The organism is Solibacillus sp. FSL W8-0474 (genome assembly GCF_038004065.1).
Classification (GTDB): Bacteria; Bacillota; Bacilli; order Bacillales_A; family Planococcaceae; genus Solibacillus; species Solibacillus faecavium.
The window spans coordinates 3,029,722-3,048,091 of record NZ_JBBOQJ010000001.1; the positions used below are offsets into that span (position 1 = coordinate 3,029,722).

General features: G+C 36.3%; 18 protein-coding genes. 3 read left to right on the top strand and 15 right to left on the bottom strand.

Annotated features, from left to right (window positions below; translation table 11 throughout):
* Nucleotides 1-25: 25 nt before the first annotated feature.
* The 5 genes from NYE67_RS15420 to NYE67_RS15440 all read right to left on the bottom strand — a co-directional run bounded on the left by NYE67_RS15420 (nucleotide 26) and on the right by NYE67_RS15440 (nucleotide 6,518).
* The gene (locus NYE67_RS15420; protein ID WP_340730398.1) at nucleotides 26-904 is read right to left on the bottom strand and encodes a 5'-3' exonuclease; all 879 of its coding nucleotides are present in this window, start codon (nucleotides 902-904) and stop codon (nucleotides 26-28) included.
* 69 nt (nucleotides 905-973) lie between these two features.
* On the bottom strand, nucleotides 974-2,458 hold the full coding sequence (gene hutH / locus NYE67_RS15425) for a histidine ammonia-lyase (RefSeq protein WP_340730399.1): 1,485 nt from the start codon (nucleotides 2,456-2,458) through the stop codon (nucleotides 974-976).
* Between the two features lie 289 nt (nucleotides 2,459-2,747).
* A complete protein-coding gene (locus NYE67_RS15430) occupies nucleotides 2,748-4,751 on the bottom strand; it encodes an ABC1 kinase family protein (protein ID WP_340730400.1) in 2,004 nt (667 codons plus the stop codon).
* A 13-nt stretch (nucleotides 4,752-4,764) separates the two neighbouring features.
* A complete protein-coding gene (locus NYE67_RS15435; protein ID WP_340730401.1) occupies nucleotides 4,765-5,202 on the bottom strand; it encodes an SACOL1771 family peroxiredoxin in 438 nt (145 codons plus the stop codon).
* Nucleotides 5,203-5,303: 101 nt separating this feature from the next.
* Nucleotides 5,304-6,518 (bottom strand): carboxylate--amine ligase, encoded by a 1,215-nt coding sequence (locus NYE67_RS15440; RefSeq protein WP_340730402.1) that lies wholly within the window; start codon nucleotides 6,516-6,518, stop codon nucleotides 5,304-5,306.
* A gap of 173 nt (nucleotides 6,519-6,691) precedes the next feature.
* On the opposite strand from NYE67_RS15440, the gene NYE67_RS15445 reads away from it, so the two are divergent.
* Nucleotides 6,692-7,615 (top strand): DUF4003 family protein, encoded by a 924-nt coding sequence (locus tag NYE67_RS15445; RefSeq protein ID WP_340730403.1) that lies wholly within the window; start codon nucleotides 6,692-6,694, stop codon nucleotides 7,613-7,615.
* Between the two features lie 63 nt (nucleotides 7,616-7,678).
* Here NYE67_RS15445 and sstT read toward each other — a convergent pair whose 3' ends face one another.
* The gene (sstT, locus tag NYE67_RS15450; protein ID WP_191699806.1) at nucleotides 7,679-8,890 is read right to left on the bottom strand and encodes a serine/threonine transporter SstT; all 1,212 of its coding nucleotides are present in this window, start codon (nucleotides 8,888-8,890) and stop codon (nucleotides 7,679-7,681) included.
* A gap of 310 nt (nucleotides 8,891-9,200) precedes the next feature.
* On the bottom strand, nucleotides 9,201-10,127 hold the full coding sequence (locus NYE67_RS15455; protein WP_225231204.1) for a bile acid:sodium symporter family protein: 927 nt from the start codon (nucleotides 10,125-10,127) through the stop codon (nucleotides 9,201-9,203).
* A 169-nt stretch (nucleotides 10,128-10,296) separates the two neighbouring features.
* On the opposite strand from NYE67_RS15455, the gene NYE67_RS15460 reads away from it, so the two are divergent.
* The gene (locus tag NYE67_RS15460) at nucleotides 10,297-10,500 is read left to right on the top strand and encodes a hypothetical protein (RefSeq protein WP_191699805.1); all 204 of its coding nucleotides are present in this window, start codon (nucleotides 10,297-10,299) and stop codon (nucleotides 10,498-10,500) included.
* Between the two features lie 53 nt (nucleotides 10,501-10,553).
* Here NYE67_RS15460 and NYE67_RS15465 read toward each other — a convergent pair whose 3' ends face one another.
* The 4 genes from NYE67_RS15465 to NYE67_RS15480 all read right to left on the bottom strand — a co-directional run bounded on the left by NYE67_RS15465 (nucleotide 10,554) and on the right by NYE67_RS15480 (nucleotide 14,045).
* Entirely contained in the window at nucleotides 10,554-10,712 is a 159-nt protein-coding gene (locus NYE67_RS15465; RefSeq protein ID WP_191699804.1) for a hypothetical protein, read from the bottom strand.
* Between the two features lie 146 nt (nucleotides 10,713-10,858).
* Nucleotides 10,859-11,923, bottom strand: coding sequence for a hemolysin family protein (locus NYE67_RS15470; RefSeq protein ID WP_191699803.1), 1,065 nt, complete (start codon nucleotides 11,921-11,923; stop codon nucleotides 10,859-10,861).
* Between the two features lie 55 nt (nucleotides 11,924-11,978).
* Complete coding sequence (locus tag NYE67_RS15475) at nucleotides 11,979-13,307, bottom strand: hemolysin family protein (protein ID WP_191699802.1); 1,329 nt, start codon at nucleotides 13,305-13,307, stop codon at nucleotides 11,979-11,981.
* Between the two features lie 264 nt (nucleotides 13,308-13,571).
* A complete protein-coding gene (locus NYE67_RS15480; protein ID WP_340730404.1) occupies nucleotides 13,572-14,045 on the bottom strand; it encodes a Fe-S oxidoreductase in 474 nt (157 codons plus the stop codon).
* Nucleotides 14,046-14,221: 176 nt separating this feature from the next.
* On the opposite strand from NYE67_RS15480, the gene NYE67_RS15485 reads away from it, so the two are divergent.
* Nucleotides 14,222-14,746, top strand: a complete 525-nt coding sequence (locus tag NYE67_RS15485) for a hypothetical protein (RefSeq protein ID WP_340730405.1) — start codon at nucleotides 14,222-14,224, stop codon at nucleotides 14,744-14,746.
* Between the two features lie 85 nt (nucleotides 14,747-14,831).
* Here NYE67_RS15485 and NYE67_RS15490 read toward each other — a convergent pair whose 3' ends face one another.
* The 4 genes from NYE67_RS15490 to NYE67_RS15505 form a co-directional block, all read right to left on the bottom strand.
* Nucleotides 14,832-16,517 (bottom strand): methyl-accepting chemotaxis protein, encoded by a 1,686-nt coding sequence (locus tag NYE67_RS15490; protein WP_340730406.1) that lies wholly within the window; start codon nucleotides 16,515-16,517, stop codon nucleotides 14,832-14,834.
* A gap of 227 nt (nucleotides 16,518-16,744) precedes the next feature.
* The gene (locus NYE67_RS15495) at nucleotides 16,745-17,149 is read right to left on the bottom strand and encodes a pyridoxamine 5'-phosphate oxidase family protein (protein WP_340730407.1); all 405 of its coding nucleotides are present in this window, start codon (nucleotides 17,147-17,149) and stop codon (nucleotides 16,745-16,747) included.
* Between the two features lie 14 nt (nucleotides 17,150-17,163).
* Complete coding sequence (locus tag NYE67_RS15500) at nucleotides 17,164-17,568, bottom strand: pyridoxamine 5'-phosphate oxidase family protein (protein ID WP_340730408.1); 405 nt, start codon at nucleotides 17,566-17,568, stop codon at nucleotides 17,164-17,166.
* 259 nt (nucleotides 17,569-17,827) lie between these two features.
* Complete coding sequence (locus NYE67_RS15505; RefSeq protein WP_340730409.1) at nucleotides 17,828-18,328, bottom strand: GNAT family N-acetyltransferase; 501 nt, start codon at nucleotides 18,326-18,328, stop codon at nucleotides 17,828-17,830.
* Nucleotides 18,329-18,370 lie beyond the last annotated feature (42 nt).

The window sequence follows — 18,370 nt, forward strand, 5'->3', positions numbered from 1 at the left end:
CGCTCGGCACAGCCCTTTTTCGTCTTTATCTGTAAATTGCCCGTGCATGTTTGGCAATGAGACGATAGCCTCTTTGGTCAATTAGTTCGAACAAGTCCGGCTTATAGTCAGTCAAACGTAATGCTTCAAAATCACATTCAATCGATGCTGAACAATCAATTGCAGCTAGCTGATGAGAAAGCCTTAACATCTGTTCATTCTCACTTATTTTAATACGCTGTCCTGGCTTTAATATCGGTAATGCAGCTAACACTCCATCAATAGAGCCGTGGTTTTGTATGAGCTGAAGTGCTGTTTTTGGACCGATACCTTTTACACCTGGGTAGCCATCACTTGAATCACCCATAAATGCCTTTACCTCAGCAAATTGTTTCGGTAAAATACCATATTCCTCTACAAAACGGCTTTCCGTATACACATCGTACTCAGTATAGCCTTTTTTCGTAAAGGCAATAGTTGTGGAAGGATTTAATAATTGCAGTAAATCTTTATCACCGCTGATTACGGTAATTTGTGCTTCGTCTTTCCATTTTTCAATCATAGAGCCAATTAAATCATCTGCTTCAAGACCATGTGTACCAAAGTTTTGCCAGCCAATCATAGCCGATACTTCTTTTGCCATATCAAATTGGGGTAGCATTTCTTCAGGCGGAGCCGGACGATTTGCTTTATACCCTTCATACAAGTCGTTGCGGAATGTATGTGCACCCATATCCCAACATACAGCTAAATGTGTAGGTTTCATTATATTTTGTGCTGTTAATACATGACGTACAAATCCTTGTACCCCATTAGAAGGTGTGCCGTCATCAAGTCGAATAAATTGATTCATAGCAGCCGACGCAAAAAACGATCGGAACAATAGCGCCATACCATCAATAATTAGTAAATGTGGTTTTGTCATAGTAATCTCCTCTTTTGCTAGTAGAAATATATTATAACAAACTTCAGAATGTTAATCGTTCACAATAACTTACATATTAGGTTTTAAGTATTCGATAATACGGTTAATATCACGACTAAAAATGCGGTCTTCTGTCATAGCAGGTGCAATTTCCCGTATCTCGTTCCACTTTTCCAACAGTTTCGGAGACATCTTATCCACTCCGCGATATTCAACTGCTTGTGCTGCACAAAAAGCTTCAATTGCCAGCACATTGCGTACATTGGCAATAATCATACGTGCATGGCGGGATCCGGTTGTGCCCATCGATACATGATCTTCCTGATTTGCTGATGAAGGAATAGAATCAACAGAAGCTGGATGTGCCAGTGTTTTATTTTCAGAAACTAGACTGGCCGCACTATACTGTAAAATCATTGCTCCAGATTCCAACCCTGGATTTGCACTTAAAAACGGTGGTAACCCTTCGTTTAATTGTGGATTTACTAACCGTTCAATTCGACGTTCCGATACATTTGCCAATTCCGCCATACCGATTTTTAAAAAGTCCATGGCAAATGCAATCGGCTGCCCATGGAAATTACCACCTGAGATGACAACGTCTCCATCCTCAAAAATGAGCGGATTGTCTGTTGCTGCGTTCATTTCGATTTCCAACTTTTCTTTTACATAATTTAACACCTGCCAGCTTGCACCATGAATTTGTGGAATACACCGCAATGAATAAGGATCCTGTACACGCTTTTCACCTTGATGTGAAATAAGCTTGCTGTCTTGCAACCAATCACGCATACGAGCTGCAACATCCATTTGCTCTTTCATACCGCGCGCTTCATGAACAGCAGGGTGAAATGCATCGATAATACCGTACAAACTTTCCATTGTCATTGCGGCAATCCATTCACTGGCATAGGCTAACTTTTCTGCCTCTATATAGTTGACTACACCTTGTGCAGTCATTGCCTGTGTACCGTTAATTAAAGCAAGACCTTCTTTTGCCTGTAATTCAATTTTAGATAGTCCCCGCTGTTCAAACACTTCATGTGAAGATTGGGATATACCATTTACAAAAACATCCCCTTCACCAATTAGGGCCAATACTAGATGAGAAAGCGGTGCTAAATCTCCCGATGCCCCAAGCGAACCTTGTTGCGGAATTACCGGTATTACATCTTCATTAATCATATATGATAATCGTTCTAAAACTTCTAATCGAATACCTGATAATCCTTTTAATAAAGCATTTAGCCGAAGTACCATCATTGCTTTAGCTACCTTCTCCGAAAAAGGCTCACCAAATCCACATGCATGTGAACGAATTAAATTTACCTGTAGCTTGCTTACCTCTTGCTCTGCAATTTTTACATCGCTGAATTTACCAAATCCAGTATTGATTCCGTACACTGTTTTATCCTGTTGTACAATTCGTTCCACTGCTTCACGGCTTTTTACAACACGTACTTTCGCTTCTTCAGCAATCTCAACTTTTTTCCCACTATATAAAATCTGTGCTAATTGCTTCATCGATAAATTCTGACCGTTCAGTTGAATCATTTGCCCACTTCCTTCTTCATTATCCTATTACTCTTAATTTATTATTGTACAAACAACAGTTTATTTCTACTTATTTATAAAATAAATTACATTTTTTCGTACACAAATCAATATTTATGAGCTTTAATACGTATTTTCTCTAAAAATATTTTTCCGTGCTATCATGTTGATTGTCTAGCTAATTAGTATTTCATTATAGTAAAGCGTTAAAGTGAATCGTTTATTAAATTACAATATTGCCCCGTACTGCTACTTTTTCAAAAAAAAAAAAGAGACCCACTAGGGGTCCCTACATTTTATTTGTTCGCTTCATATCCCGGATTGCCTGAATTGATAAACGTACGAGTAAAATCGCACATAAAAATAATCCTAAATATGCAGCTGTGTTTAAATAAATCGCATATGCATTATGAATAAATTGCGAGATTGCGAGAAGTGCGACAGAAATAATACCGAACGTAATTCCGACAAGGAGTAATACAAATCTGGAAAATAACTGTGTGACAAACATTGAATTGGCTTTATCAGAAAAAATATCATGATGTAATATGATTTTGCCACTCTCGACCTTTTTAAACAACTGATCAATACGGCGCGGAACTTTTCGTAAATTAGGTATTAACAATGCCAGTTCTTCTTCAAGGTACTCTTTTGTTTCAAGCGGCTTCTTAAATGGCTTTAATAAATTCATTTTTAAATAATCATTTGAGAAGTCTTTAACTTCACTAAATATTTTAAAACCTGGGCAAATAATTGAAAGTGTACCATCTAAAGTTATAATTGCACGTAATGCCACGTTAACAGAAGGGTAGAAATGTAGGCCGAATTCGCGAACGACCGAGAAAATTGAATACATTAACTCGTCTGTCGGTACATTCGATACATAATTAATTTTCAATAGAATTTGACTAATTGCCTGCTCCATCTCATGATGTTTTATCCTATCAGCATTTTCAACTAGTTGACTAATACCATCAACTACAATGGCCGCATCATTTTGATGTATGCCAACGAGGAAGTACTTCAAACCTTCCTGCTGATGTGCCGCTAATCGTCCTACTGCCCCATAGTCTAGTATCGCTACACGTCCACTCGTTTCCTCCACATAAATATTGCCTGGATGTGGGTCTGCATGGAAAACTCCTGAAATAAGTGCCTGTTCCAAAAATATTTTGAGTAACGTTTGAGCAAATTCATGTCGATCAATTTGTAAATCAGCAAATATATTATGCGCGACGGTTACCGACTTCCCTTTAACATGCTCCATCACTACTACATTTGAGTTACTGCATTCCGGGTATACTTTCGGGATTTTTACATCGATGCTTCCGCGCTCTACAATTTTTGCGACTTGTTCCATATTGCGGGCTTCAATATTAAAATCGGTTTCTTCACTCAATGCCAAGCTAAAGCTTTTTGCTAAATCATAAAAGCCAAGACTTTCAGCCCATTGTGATTTAGATGTTATCCAGCTTGCAAACTCCATTAAGATAGACAAATCTTCATGCATAATGTTTTTTACATCTGGACGCAAAAATTTAACAACGACCGGCTCATTTGTTTCCTTTAGAATTGCTTTATGTACTTGACCAATTGAAGCAGATGCTAAAGGCGTTTTGCTGAAATAGGAAAATATTTTAGTTGTATCTGCATTGAAGTTTTCCTTTATTATTTGGTCCACTTGCTGCTCTGAGAGAGGTTTTACGGTTTGCTGTAGCTTTTCAAGTTCATCAATGAAAACTGGGGACAATAGCTCTTTTCGGGTTGATAGAACTTGTCCAAACTTTATAAATACTCCACCGCATTGTTCAAGAGTCTCTCGTAATGCCTTTGCCAGCTCACGTTCATCTTCACGGGCACGAGCATATTTCATCGTTCGTGTAACCCCGTTTTTCACAGCAATACTAACAACTTGGCGCAAACGTTTTTGTCGTCTCCAATACGTAATGAACGTTCTAAAATACGAACGCCTCCCAACAGGTGTCCCTTTTTCATTTAATTCAATTGGATCAAAGAGCTCAAAAAGCAAATAAAAGAGCATGGAGATAAGGAGCATACTTCCTAACCATAAAAGTGTCGCGATATTAACAACATTGGAAACAATACCTTGGTCGTAGTAGTCTGAACCCCGTAAGTACGTATACCAAAATACAAAGGTTGTAAAAACAACACTAATTATTACCGATAGAATTCTTTTCGTTAAACTCACTTGCGAACCAATTAATCGGCCGCTGATGAAAAAAATAATTACCGCTGCAACTAAAAGTTGGATGACTGCTGAAACGATATCCATCATAATCGCCCCTTTATTTCAAAGTTAAATGTACTTCTATATCTACATTCCCTTTTAACGCCTTACTAATCATACATGTTTCCTCCGCTTTATATGCATAGCGTTCTGCAATACGCCGCCCACGATCATCTTCTTTGTTTTTCAGTATTATAGATACATAATGATGAATTGACTTATAAGAAAAGACGCCGTTTGTCACATCAACAAGTCCCTTTGACTCCAATGTTAGTTCGGCCTCTATTTGACTTCGTTCAAGCATTGCCGCAAGCGTAATCAAATAGCAAGTTGCCGCTGCTCCAAGCAACATCTCATCCGGATTTGTACCAATACCAGGTCCATTCATTTCTGGAGGAATGGAAACTTTAGTTTGTAGACGCTCTGTTGAAAGCTCTCCGACTGAATTGCGCCCCCCCGGCCAATCTATATGTAATGTAAATGTATGTATTGTCATGAATATTCACTCTTTTCATTTTCTTTTACTATAACATTATTTGTAATTAATTCCCGATAAAAAAGCCCATCAACAAGAGTGCTCGTTGATGGGCTTCGACTTTACCAAACGTTTTCTTTATATTTTTTATAGTAGTTCACTTGACGTATGAACATGTAAAATTTACGTTTTAAATGCTTGTCTTGCTTGTAGAATAGTGGATTGACTAGTTTATTTTCCTGAATTAGGCGCTCGATATCCTTTTTCACTTCTTCATCATGGACAAAATTTTTCAATACGATTTTAGGTACGACAGAAAAGAGCACGTCCCCTTTTAAATAGCTGCATGGCTTTGGTATATCGTAAATTAAATCTTCTACAAAATAGCGGGCCATATTATGACCCATTGCATTAATATAGTAGCTTGATCGACCTTGACGAATGTTAACTTCAAACACCTTAAACTTTCCATCGCGCTCATCGTATTTCAAATCAAAGTTACCGTACCCACGATAACCCACTGCTTCTAAAAATCCACGCAGTTTTTTCATCACTTCTTCATTGAAACGGGAAATTAATGCAGTATAATTTCCAATTGCAGTTTTTGTATGCTCCTGCAGAACAACTTGAGCAAAGGACACTAGCTGTGTTTCGCCTTTCGTATTTACATAAATAACAGAATCCCACATTGCAGTATCATCACCAGGAATATAATCCTGAATAATAAGCTCATCGTTATAACCACTATTTTTAATCATGTCGATTACATTTTGTACTTCTTCTTTATTTTCCACTTTAAATACTTTTGCCTGTCCTTCAAACGGATGGCGGCTATATTCAATCCCATTGCTCGGTTTGATGATAACAGGATACATCATTTCCTGCTCAAAAGCCCCGTCCTTCTGGCAATCATAAAATACTGTTGTTGGAATATCGATGTCAAACTGCTCACACAGTTTGTAGAAGTTGGACTTTATTTGCAAGTCATTCATTAAATCTTCGTTGATGTAGTTGAATACAAAATAATCCTGTAAAATAGTCCGATTTTCAATAATTAAGCGAACATATAAATCATTCGTACCGACTAAAATTAACTTATCTGCTTCTTTTTCATATTTTTTTGCAACACTAATTAAAATTTTCGCAAATTGTGTCGGGTCGCCCAGCTTTTGATCATATTCAATCGCACGCGGTATATTACTTAAATTGGTAAAGGGTAATACACCCTTTCCTACTAGAATTGGACGTATTTTATATTCTTCATGGAACGAAATCGCCATGTTATATGCATTAATATCAGTTCCTACAATAATAGGTAAAAAACGTTGTTGGGTCATAACTTACTTCCTCTCAATTTGTTCACGGTCTTTCATTTCATTTTTCACTTATTTATCATACAATACTCTTTCGATTTATGCTGTATTTTGCAAACGAATTTTGTCAAACAATGTTGCTGATTTTGAAACTTCTCTTCTTTTAAAACGTACGTATTAAGTAAGAGGTGATCGCTATGAATGCTCAATTACAATTGTTTTTTACTAATATCGATAAAATTAATTTATACTTTGGCTCTGATGCCAAATCTTTTTACATTGATTTAGCTTTAAAGCTCACTGTTCGTAATATCGTCTTTCATTATGAAGATTACGAAGCGGTTCGGCAGGAAATTAAGAATCATACGAAATGGTATCATACGGCACGGGTCAATCAACAAGTTATTAATACATATTATGTCCACTTTGCAAAGCAGCCCGAAAAAATCGGTGAAGCGCTTAACCTTTATAAAAGTTTGGCGAAGCAGTTTTCACGTGGCGAACATAGCTATATCACGTCTGCCTATTTAACATCAGAAGATGATATGGAACGCATTCAGAAACTGTCAGCTGATCTACTGAAGCAACCGAGCATGAAATATTATCCAATAAAACCAGCCACTTGCGCAATGCTGGCTAGGCGACCAGAAGATACAGGGATTTTGGCTAATACTATTGAGCACTACTATAAGGAACTCGTGTCTATCGGTTATGAACGGAAAGACGCCACTAAAAATGCCGCTCTTATTTTAACGATTGGAACAGGTACATTTGACGAGTTTACATTTTCAAGGCTGAAGGAGTTAACTTTATTTATAAAAAATACGGAAACAAAACTGAAATCCTGCCACTATGCAACAATTGCCCTGCTGGCGCTAGCAAAATTTGAAGTACATCAGTTTCCGGCACTTTATGATATCCACAATGAAATATGCCGCACATTGAAACTAAATCGAAATCAATGCAACACCTTACTTATCACTACACAAATCTATACTTCGAATGAAGCAATCGGTGACATACCGTCGAATGAATCGTATTACTCTGATATTATTTTCTCTGCAGTTGAATCAAGCTCTTCTGATGGCGTGAGTGACGGTGGTGGCGGTGGCGGAGATTAACCTTCTAAAACAAAAAACTATACTGGACGGCAATTTTTACCGTTCAGCATAGTTTTATTTTTGTTAATTTTGTTTACGTTCCTTCGCATATTCAGCAGCTGCTGTAAATACGATATCTGTTGAAGAATTAAGAGCTGTTTCACACGAATCCTGAATAACCCCAATAATAAATCCTATTGCTACTACTTGCATCGCAATATCATCTGAAATGCCAAGTAAACTACAAGCTAAAGGTATTAATAATAAAGATCCCCCGGCTACACCCGATGCACCTGATGCAGAAAGAGCTGCCATTACCATTAAAATGACTGCAGTGAAAAGATCTACTTCAATTCCTAACGTATGAGCTGTTGCCATCGTTAAAACTGAAATCGTAATGGCTGCTCCGCCCATATTGATCGTTGCGCCTAAAGGTATGGATACGGCATAAGTATCTTTGTCCAAATTCAGTTTTTCTGCCAATGCCATATTAACCGGAATATTCGCTGCCGAACTACGTGTGAAAAAGGCAGTGATTCCACTTTCTTTTAATGATGTTAATACTAATGGGTATGGATTTCTTCTTGCCACTGCAAATACAATGAGTGGATTCACAACAAGTGCGACGAAAAACATTGTTCCAACCAATATGATAATTAAACGGAAATACTCGCTTAAAGCTGAAAGACCAGTCGTATAGACCGCTTCAAACACAATCCCCATAATCCCTAATGGAGCTAAACTAATAATCCATTGTACGACTTTTGTAATCGCCTCCGAAAAATTAGCAATAACACCTTTTGTTGAGTCATTCGCCGCTTTCAACGCGACCCCTAAAATAACAGCCCACGCCAGGATACCAAGGTAGTTTGCTTCCATAATCGCACTAACTGGGTTTGATACGATATTAAATAATAATTTTTCGAACACTTCCATAATCCCGCTTGGCGGTGCTACATCCTGTGCTACTGTTTTTAATGTTAATGTCGTCGGGAAAATAAAACTTACAACAACCGCGACAAATCCGGCAGCTAATGTAGCAACCCCATATAAAGCAAGTACTGTCTTCATATTTGTTGATTTGCCACCGACATGTGAAGCAATTGCATTAATAACTAAGATAAACACTAAAATTGGTGCAACTGCTTTTAAAGCTAAAATAAATAAAGTCCCTAAAATAGTAATTCCACTTACAGCCTCTGGAATTGTCAATGCTAGTACAACCCCAACGATTATCCCTACGATAATACGGCTAACTAAGTTAATGCTGTTCCATTTACCTAACATTCTTTTCATAATTCCCTCCGCTATTCTAAGTTGTTAACTTACTTCGTGATGTTGAAGCGAGTGTAGGATTATCTGTGATGAGTAAAAACATCCTCTAAAGATTCTCCTTCTAAAACACTTATTATGTTAATTTAATATATTTCAATAATACATTGTCCCCCTAATTAACACAACTGTATTTTCTGGAAGTACATCGATAAAAGTTCTTAAATTACAGCAAATTACTACTATAACTTGCTTTTCCCTTTAAAAAACTCGAATAAAATTATTAAATAACTAAATTTCAAGAACATTATATACATAAGGATATTTTTATCCGCTATTTTCGAATTATTTTATAGAAAATAGATGCGAGTATTTGTTGAAATAACATGCCAAACACGACCGGCATGGCAACTTTTGATGGAAAGTATGTCGTTGCTAGGACTACTCCTACTGCGATGTTCCTCATTCCTCCATTAAAAACTATCGCAACTTGATCCTCTTTAGACTTCCAGAATAGCCGACTGAGTATGAGCGAAAAAACATATCCGGATACCGCCAATAACAACACAATCCCTATTACTTTCGCCAACTCTAAATTTATATTCTTAACATAAGGAGCAATTGCACTGCTATTCACCATAATAATCGCAAATAAACAGAGCTTTGAAATGAGCGATAAAGGGCTGCCGTATTTTTCGAGTAATACCCCTTTTGTCCATTCATTTATAAAAATTCCTAATAATGATGGTAAAACAATCATCCAGATTAAATCAAAAACTAGTGACAGCATATTAAGCTGTATTGTCTCACCTACCACAAAGAATAAAACTAGTGGCATTAGAAGTGGTGCGATTAAAGTATCGATTAAAATAATTGCTAAACAAAGCGGCAAATTCCCTTTACTGATCGTCACCCAAATCACACTCGTCACACCTGTTGGTACTGCTACAGATATTAAAAAACCTATCGTTAATAATCGATCATCAAAAATTAGTTCTGCTAAAAGGAAAGCCCACAAAGGCATTATTATATGTAAAAATCCAATCATAAATAAAATCGTTTTCGGATATTGTCTAAATACCTTAATATCCCGAAACTTCAAACTTAAACTGCTAATTAACGTCATTAATGCAAATAAAATGGGTACTATAAATAATAAATGCGCACCAATATTTTCTAAAAAAACGCCGATTATTAAGCTTAGGGGGGTTAATACGGGGATCCACTTTTGAATAAATTGATTCAGTTGTTGTACGATCATTGCGTTACTCCCCCTACTTCTTTAATTTATAAATTGTATCATATTCAAAAATACAAGTTAGCACAGTAGAATTAGATAATTACTTAAAATAATTTCTATCATTTTAATTAGATAACTTTACGAGATTTATGTTATTTTTATGATGTAGTAGTGGAAGGAGGTTTTTGGCATGTCATTGTCTAAAGGTGGATACCTTATATTATTTTTAGGGGTCCTGTTATTAGTAGGATCGATATTTTTTACGACAAACTGGAGTATGGAAGCCTGGCTCATCTTGTTTATCATTAGCATCGTTTTATGTGCGGTAGGTATTTTAATGCTCATCATTCATTTAGTGAAGCAAATTAAACTAGAAAAACAGAATCGTCTTTAACACAAAATCGATACCCTCTTTTAAAAAAGGGCATCGATTTTTTTTAGTGGAATTTATTTTTCTTCCCTTACGGAAATAATTTTTACAGCTTCTTCATATTTAAGGCGGATCGTTTTTCTAGCGTTTATCGCAGACCTGGCTTTTACCGGTATTCGCTTTTTTTCACCATTATGCTCCACTTCCACTACAAAACATTTTGCACCACATTGCATTTTTATCTACTCCTTTCTTTCATTATAAAAGGTTTAGTTTAAAAAGGCTGATGGAACGGTTTGTAAAGATGGCATATAAAAAGCCGTAATGTAAAAAACGATCACTATGCTCAGTGGCAAAATGATCGTTTTTAAGGTTGCGGGATTTAGTTTGTATAGACTATATTACCATCATCTTCGTCTTCAATCTCTCCAACGATTTCTGATAATATATCTTCCATCGTAACAAGCCCAATTGTAACCCCTTTTCCATCGGTAACAATCGCCATATGATTGCGTGTTTGCTGCATTTTTAAAAACACATCTTTTATCGCAACGGTTTCTTTATAGCGAGGGATTTCACGAATATATGAAGTCATATCATTAATACGTCCTGCAGCAATATCCGTCAGCATTTCTTTCGAATTCACAAAGCCGATAAAAGCCGATGTATTTTTACTTCGGTCAATAACCGGATAACGTGTAAATTCAAATTCCTCGATAACAGCTAGCATTTGCTCCAGCGTAAAGTTTTTTTCCAGTGTTACAATTTCACTGCGCGGAATCATAACTTCACGCAATTTACGGGAATCAAAGGCGAAAATATTTTCTAAATAGGCAAGCTCGGTTTTATTGATTTCTCCGCCTTCATAACTTTGTGTCACAATCATTTTCAACTCTTCTTCTGAGTATACCGTATCATGACCAGCTGGTTTCACACCGAATATTTTCAATAATCCCTGAGCAGAACCATTTAGTACTTTTATAAATGGAGCTGTTATTTTACCAAACCAATAAAGTGGTGGCGCCAATATTAACGTCATCTTTTCTGCATATTGAATCGCCAGCGTTTTTGGCATTAATTCACCTAGTACTACGTGTAGGAATGTTACAACCGATAAGGCAATTGCATAAGAAAGTGCAGTCGCAATCGCTGCCGGAATGTTGAACTGGTCAAAAACCGGCTGAAGCATTTTCTCAACTGTTGGTTCACCTAATGCACCGAGTATTAAAGCTGTAATTGTTATACCAAGCTGACAGGCGGATAAATAATAGTCCAAATCCTGTGTAACTTTTTTGGCTGTAATCGCCTTTTTATTACCTTCTGCAATTAGCTGATCAATACGTGACATACGCACTTTTAAAATTGAGAATTCAGCACCTACGAAAAAGGCGGTTAATAAAATAAAAATCGCAACTAAAATTAAATTTATTATTATAATACTGTCCAATTAATTCCCCCGAAAATTGAGGGATTCACCTCCAAGACAAATAAATATCGTTTATTTACTGTTGAAACTTATACTGTTTTAAAATGACTTCTTTAATTTGAAGATTGTCCATATCCGAAATTGTCCAGCTATGGTCATCGAATTTAATTTCATCACCAATTTGGAGTTCTTCCCCATTTTTTACCGAGTCAATGCTCGTATGTTGAATCCATCCACCAATCGTATCGATTTCTTCACTGTCCTCAAATTCAAAGCCGAAACGATCTTCCAGTTCAACTAGTAATACGCGTCCGCTTATCGTATATTCATTTTCACCGGATTTACGGATTTCATCTACTTCATCTTCATCAAACTCATCACGGATTTCGCCTACTAGCTCTTCCAATACGTCTTCCATAGTCAGTACACCGGATGTGCCACCATATTCATCAATGACAACTGTCATATGTACTTTTGCCATTTGCATTTTCAATAAAGCATCCTGAATGCTTGTTACACCTAAAACAAACGGAACTTTTCTTACAAATTGATCCAACTGAACTTCTCGGTTAGAAACGATATGACTGAGAAGCTTATTGGCATTGACGACACCGATAATACGGTCTTTATCATTATTTTCAACGACAGGATAACGTGTGTAGTTATGTTCATCTAATATTTGAACGATTTCCTCCGCACTCATATCTTTATCGATTGTTATTAAATCTGTACGTGGTACCATAATATCCTTTGCATCACGCTCATCAAATGCAAACACATTTTCCAAATATTTCAGCTCTTGCTGATCAATTTGGCCGCCTTGAAAGCTTTGTGCCATTATAATTTTAAGCTCTTCTTCCGAGTATGCCTGATCTTCACTTGATGATTTGACACCAACTGCACGTAAAAGCAGGCGCGACGTTCCATTTAAAGCCTGTATAAATGGATACATCACTTTACCGAACCAATAAAGTGGTCCCGCAAGCATTAATGTCACTTTCTCCGAGAACTGAATTGCCAATGTTTTTGGCGCCATTTCACCGATTACTACATGCAGATAACTTACAATCGCCAATGCAATAACATAAGATGCAGCAGAAGCTACAATATCCGAAACATTTAACCAATTAAATATAGGATACATTAATTCCTTTACGTACGGCTTTGTAAAAGCACCTAAGCCGATTGCTGTAATAGTAATACCAAGCTGGCAAGCAGATAAATAATAATCAAGGTCACCTGCTACTTTTTTTGCTATGACTGCCTTTTTATTACCTTCTAAAATCAATTGATCAATACGCGACTTACGGATTTTCACGACAGCGAATTCTGCTGCAACGAAGAAAGCTGTTAAACCTAAAAAGATAATTAATAAAATGATGTTTAATATGGTGTTTACGTCCAATTACTTCCCTCTAGATGAGGGATTCACCTCCAAAATGAATTGCTATAATTTTTTATTCTTCTATTTTTATGTACCCAAATTGAGCAATAGCATGCTCAATATAAGAAAGAATATGATGAGTATGATTAAACTAGCAACCAAAACCATCACGTTATAGTTTAAGAAGATTATATATTCTTTTTTTTGTGATAGCAAATTATCTCCTCTAAAAAGGAAAGGAATTTTCAGCCTTTTTTTACAAAGCCGAAAATTCCTTTTTGTTTTCTATTCTACATCTACTGAAGATTTGATTATTTCACCATTAAACAACTGTACTTTTTTATAATCATTTTTTTCTACTTGTAAAACAAATGTGTGAGGAACTCCCTCTACATCGCACGACTCACCTTTAGCGTCGATTAGTTGAACAGATAAAAAGTCATTTTGATTATATACTCCATCGACGGAAGTCCCACAGCCATCTGAATAAGTAACGATAAATACAGCCATATATTTGTCCATATCAATTGAAAAATTTTCTACATTAAATCGTCCTTGAAGCGCTTCAAATTGTGACGGCGTATTGGCATATGCAATATAAGGAACTAGTGATTCATAAATTGGAGCAATTTTCTCTTCATAATGAACTAATTCGAATGGTACCGCCTGCTGTTCTGTAAATTTAGTATGTTGTTTCCCTTCTCCATCACTGCAGCCGGCTAGCAATAATAAAAATAGAGCGAGCAAATATTTTTTCATTTTCTAATTCCCTTCTTTAAAACCTATTCTTCGTGATTTTATTAAAATTCCTCGCATTAATCAAATTTTCAATGCCAATCTGTAAAATTATAACAATTATATAGGCAAATCCCTAGAAAGTAGTGCATTTTCTCACATAGATTAGCAATGAATACTATAAGAAGGAAGGTAAATTTTTGACTCAAAATCCATTTAACCCATTTGACGATAGCCCTAATCAACAACCATTCAGCCCATTTTTCCCGCCATCGTTTAACCCATCAAGTCCTTTTCCGATGAATCCTCCTCGCCCTGGAGGACCACCTCAGCCAGGTGGTAATAGTCAATTCCCGATTGGTCCGCCTCCACCACCAGGAGGGGGTAATACACCATTCCCAGGCGGCCCACCTCAACCAGGAGGAAACACACCATTCCCAGGTAGCCCGCCTCAACCAGGAGGAAACACGCCTATGCCTATGGGTCCACCTCCTGCTATTACACCACAAATGCAATTGACTGCAACTCAATCGCAGCAAGGTTCGAGCGGGATAAGACGCTGTATTTATCGGAATACGTTTATTTGGCAAAGAAATGGTAATAGCTTCTGGTTTTTCCCGACTTTCGTTACTTCTAATATAATTTTAGGATTCCGTTGGGGACGTTTCGGTTGGGTATACAGCACTGTAAATCGTAATTCTATCCTTACATTCCAGTGTTTTTAAAAAATTAAATAAAAGCTCTTATGATGCAGTGAAAGTCCTGCTTCATAAGAGCTTTTTTATTTTCATTTACTCTAGGGAATATATTTTATACTTTAAATTTCCCGATTTCATTTTGTAATTCAGCTGCACTATCTACTAAAGAAACAGCTATGCCACTTACTTCCTGCATCGTTGCCGATTGTTCTTCCATCGCTGCGGCAACGGAAATCATACTTTGTGAAGCACTACCTGCTCCACTTGCAATTTCATTTACAGAAGCTGTCACTTCCTCAGAACTTGCTGAAAGTTGCTCTGCTGTTGCCGAGATTTCTTCGATTTGTGTTGTCATTAAATCAACTGCTCCAACAATTTCATTGAATGATTCACCTGCGTGACCAATAATTTTCACCCCGTCATTTACTGAGTTAAGTGCGCTTGAAACAGCTTGCTCTACATTGAAAGTATCGCGCTGAATTTCCATTGTTAACCCAACAATGGAATTTGCCGATTGCTTCGAGCTTTCTGCAAGTTTACGAACTTCATCAGCAACCACTGCAAAGCCTTTCCCATGCTCTCCCGCACGTGCTGCCTCAATTGCTGCATTCAAGGATAATAGATTTGTCTGATCTGTAATGTCCGTAATAACCTTTGTCATATTTTCAATTTCAACCGTTTGTGCCGATAGTTTTTGTACAAGTTCGTTCACAGTAGAAGTAGAGTAATTGATTGTTGCCATCTGCTCTTGAGCACTTTCAATAATTTGAGCACCTTTTGTAGCAGTCGAACTTGCATCCAAAGATGAATTGTGAAGTACTTGAGAAGCTTCCGCGATGCGCTGAACACCGTGGGCAGTTTCTTCCATTGCACGAGCACTTTCATTTGAAGCAACTGCTGAATTTTGTGCCGCATCTGCAGTAACCTCAATTTGCTGTGTCACATCTTCTGTCGTTGCAGTAATTTCCTCCGCACTTGCTGAGAGCTCCTCAGCAGCAGCAGTTAACTGCTGTGAATTATTTTGAACAGATTGGATTAGGCTTTGCAGATTTAGCTTCATCTTATTAAAAATTGTGCCTAGCTGACCTATTTCATCTTTTGATTGAATTTTTATTGGAGGATGTGTTAAATCCCCTTCTGAAATATGTTCTGCTGCGTTCATTAAAGTCGCCAAAGGTTTTACGATAGATCTTTTTACAAATAAAACCATAAGGAAGCCAACTATAAGACTTATCACAACGGAAACCATTGCAATTATTTTTGAAGTTGTCATTGTTTGTTCGGTTTCGATCTTAATTTCATCCAACTGAGATTTCTGGAATGTAATCATATCATTCGCTACATTTAAAATCCCCACGTTCGCATTTTGCAAATCATTATTTACGATATTTGTACTCGCTTGTATATTGCCAGTCTTAAGCATAGCAAGCAATTTTTCGACACTTTCGTTAAATTGATTATTAAATACTGTGATTTCCTCTATGTAAGATTTCATTGTATTCGTTGTAGCTAAATCTTTGAGCTGGTTAATATTTTCATCTAAGCTACTTGCATATGTAAGCAAATTTTCCTGGTTCTTATTGGTGTTTTCCAATATAAGTGCTCTTCCATATAATCCTTGAAAAGCAAGGTTTGCCCGAATATCATCAACTAATCGAATTTGCTCTACACGATTATCTAACGCCTCTGTTTGTTTTTCATCAATCATGTTTAAGTTGATGAATACAACAACAGCGGTAATAATCATAATTGCAATAATTGAGTAAAAGGCTAAATTTAATTTAGTACCCAGTTTCATAAATAATCCCCCATATAATATATTTAATTCTTTCAAATCTTATCATACTAATGTCAAAATAGTTTCCTGAAATATTTACAAATTATTGTTGTTTTCTTAATCTTTCATACTTTGTATAAATCAGCTTTTCTTTTAGTAAATAAACCATTTAAAACAAGAAAAAAAGCAACGACAATTTAATGTCATTGCTTCTTTATTGTATATTTAATTAGTGCAAGATACTTTCATTAAAAGTTCAGTTCTTGCGGTTCTCCGTCATTCATTAATTTGATTGAAATCGGATCCAATTGGATTGTAACCATTTCACCTTCATCAGATGTGAAGATATCTTTGAAAAAGTTTGTAATTTTCAACTTAAGTGTATCATCTTTAATTTCACTTAGTTTAGCCGTGATCTCTACATATGGAGCATCCAGATCTTCTTTCGTATAGCCCAATAAAATATGCGTATATGGATTTTCATTTAAATCCATTACTTTTTGTGAATCCTCTGTTGTAGTAGCATATAGTACAAAGTCTTCATTCGTAAACGTCATATAGCGAACATAAGGTTGACGTCCGTTTAATGTTGCCATTGTCCCGATATTGTTGTTATTAATAATTGAAAGAATTTTATCTTTTAATGTATCCATTACTTGGCCCCCCCTTAGATTAAATGAACTTCTTCTTGATTTTTACCGTTTTTATTCATAATTCTCATTCGTGTAGGCGTTATTTGAATTAACACAAAATCTCCATCTGCATGTGAAGGGTATTTTTCAAGTAACTGTTGCTTTACCGCATCATTTAATGTTGTTGCAGCATTACCTTCAATTTCCAAAAAGGTTTCGAGAATCCCTTCACTTTCATATCCTAATAAAATATGTGTGCCACCATCCTCTGAAATTTCACGCGCTACTGTCGAGTTTTTTTCAGCTACCGTATAAAGTTTTGACTCTACATAGTGAAAAGTCATATAGCGCGAATTCGGTACACCGTTATTATTCGTTGCCATAACACCGATACTGTTTTCATTTAAAATTTGTAATGCAATGTCTTTATTGCTTTTCATGGTTTCACTCCTTCAGTATTATAATAATTTCATCAATTATAAGATGAGATGCACATACTAACGTAATTAAGGTTTTGCTGATTATTTAAACGCTGTCGTGCTATACAGTTATAATTCCCTTAATACATGTAAATAAACAAAATTACTTTATATGAAAAATAGTTGTAAAAGTATGGAAATCAATTAAAAAGATCTGCTGGAAGTCAATATAATAGAAAAAACGTAAAAGCAATTAAATTTGCTTTTACGTTTTTTACTGTTATAAATTTTTTACCATCCACAATTCATCATAGTAATTCCCATCCATTTTCAATGCACGTTTTTCTATCGCATACTGATTGAAGTCAAGAGATTTACAAAGTTCAAGCACCTGTATGTTTGTTTCTTCGATTGTCACATATAGTTGCTCAAGTCCTTCATTTTCTTTTAATAAACGTAACAGCTCTTCCACCATTGCCCTACCAATTCCCTTATTTCTCATATCAGGGGTAACATACATTTCCATTAAACGCCCTTTATGATTCAGGTTGGCATTTGTTTCGCGTTTAAATGTAACCATACCGATTAGTTGGTCACCTTCAAATGCCCCAAGCGTAAATTGATCTGTCTGCGGGCGAATATTATGTTCGGTTTCCTGCAGAGTATAGATTTGTTCCTGTGCGTACGATGAGCAAAATGATGTCGGGGAGTCGTTTAAAGCTTTTAATCTTAGCTCTTTGTATTTCGTTGCATCTTTATAACCTAGAATTCGTATATTCATCTTTTCACCTCGTATAATTACTTTCCCTTGTATATACCCCCG

Excerpts from the sequence above, each read along its gene's own strand:
- NYE67_RS15440 (WP_340730402.1), bottom strand. The coding sequence starts at position 6,518 with ATGACCCAACAACGTTTTTTACCTATTATTGTAGGAACTGATATTAAT.
- NYE67_RS15500 (WP_340730408.1), bottom strand. The coding sequence starts at position 17,568 with ATGAAAAGCAATAAAGACATTGCATTACAAATTTTAAATGAAAACAGT.
- NYE67_RS15495 (WP_340730407.1), bottom strand. The coding sequence starts at position 17,149 with ATGGATACATTAAAAGATAAAATTCTTTCAATTATTAATAACAACAAT.
- NYE67_RS15505 (WP_340730409.1), bottom strand. The coding sequence starts at position 18,328 with ATGAATATACGAATTCTAGGTTATAAAGATGCAACGAAATACAAAGAG.
- NYE67_RS15455 (WP_225231204.1), bottom strand. The coding sequence starts at position 10,127 with ATGATCGTACAACAACTGAATCAATTTATTCAAAAGTGGATCCCCGTA.
- NYE67_RS15465 (WP_191699804.1), bottom strand. The coding sequence starts at position 10,712 with ATGCAATGTGGTGCAAAATGTTTTGTAGTGGAAGTGGAGCATAATGGT.
- NYE67_RS15490 (WP_340730406.1), bottom strand. The coding sequence starts at position 16,517 with ATGAAACTGGGTACTAAATTAAATTTAGCCTTTTACTCAATTATTGCA.
- NYE67_RS15460 (WP_191699805.1), top strand. The coding sequence starts at position 10,297 with ATGTCATTGTCTAAAGGTGGATACCTTATATTATTTTTAGGGGTCCTG.
- NYE67_RS15420 (WP_340730398.1), bottom strand. The coding sequence starts at position 904 with ATGACAAAACCACATTTACTAATTATTGATGGTATGGCGCTATTGTTC.
- sstT (WP_191699806.1), bottom strand. The coding sequence starts at position 8,890 with ATGAAAAGAATGTTAGGTAAATGGAACAGCATTAACTTAGTTAGCCGT.
- NYE67_RS15435 (WP_340730401.1), bottom strand. The coding sequence starts at position 5,202 with ATGACAATACATACATTTACATTACATATAGATTGGCCGGGGGGGCGC.
- NYE67_RS15480 (WP_340730404.1), bottom strand. The coding sequence starts at position 14,045 with ATGAAAAAATATTTGCTCGCTCTATTTTTATTATTGCTAGCCGGCTGC.
- NYE67_RS15430 (WP_340730400.1), bottom strand. The coding sequence starts at position 4,751 with ATGGATATCGTTTCAGCAGTCATCCAACTTTTAGTTGCAGCGGTAATT.
- hutH (WP_340730399.1), bottom strand. The coding sequence starts at position 2,458 with ATGATTCAACTGAACGGTCAGAATTTATCGATGAAGCAATTAGCACAG.
- NYE67_RS15445 (WP_340730403.1), top strand. The coding sequence starts at position 6,692 with ATGAATGCTCAATTACAATTGTTTTTTACTAATATCGATAAAATTAAT.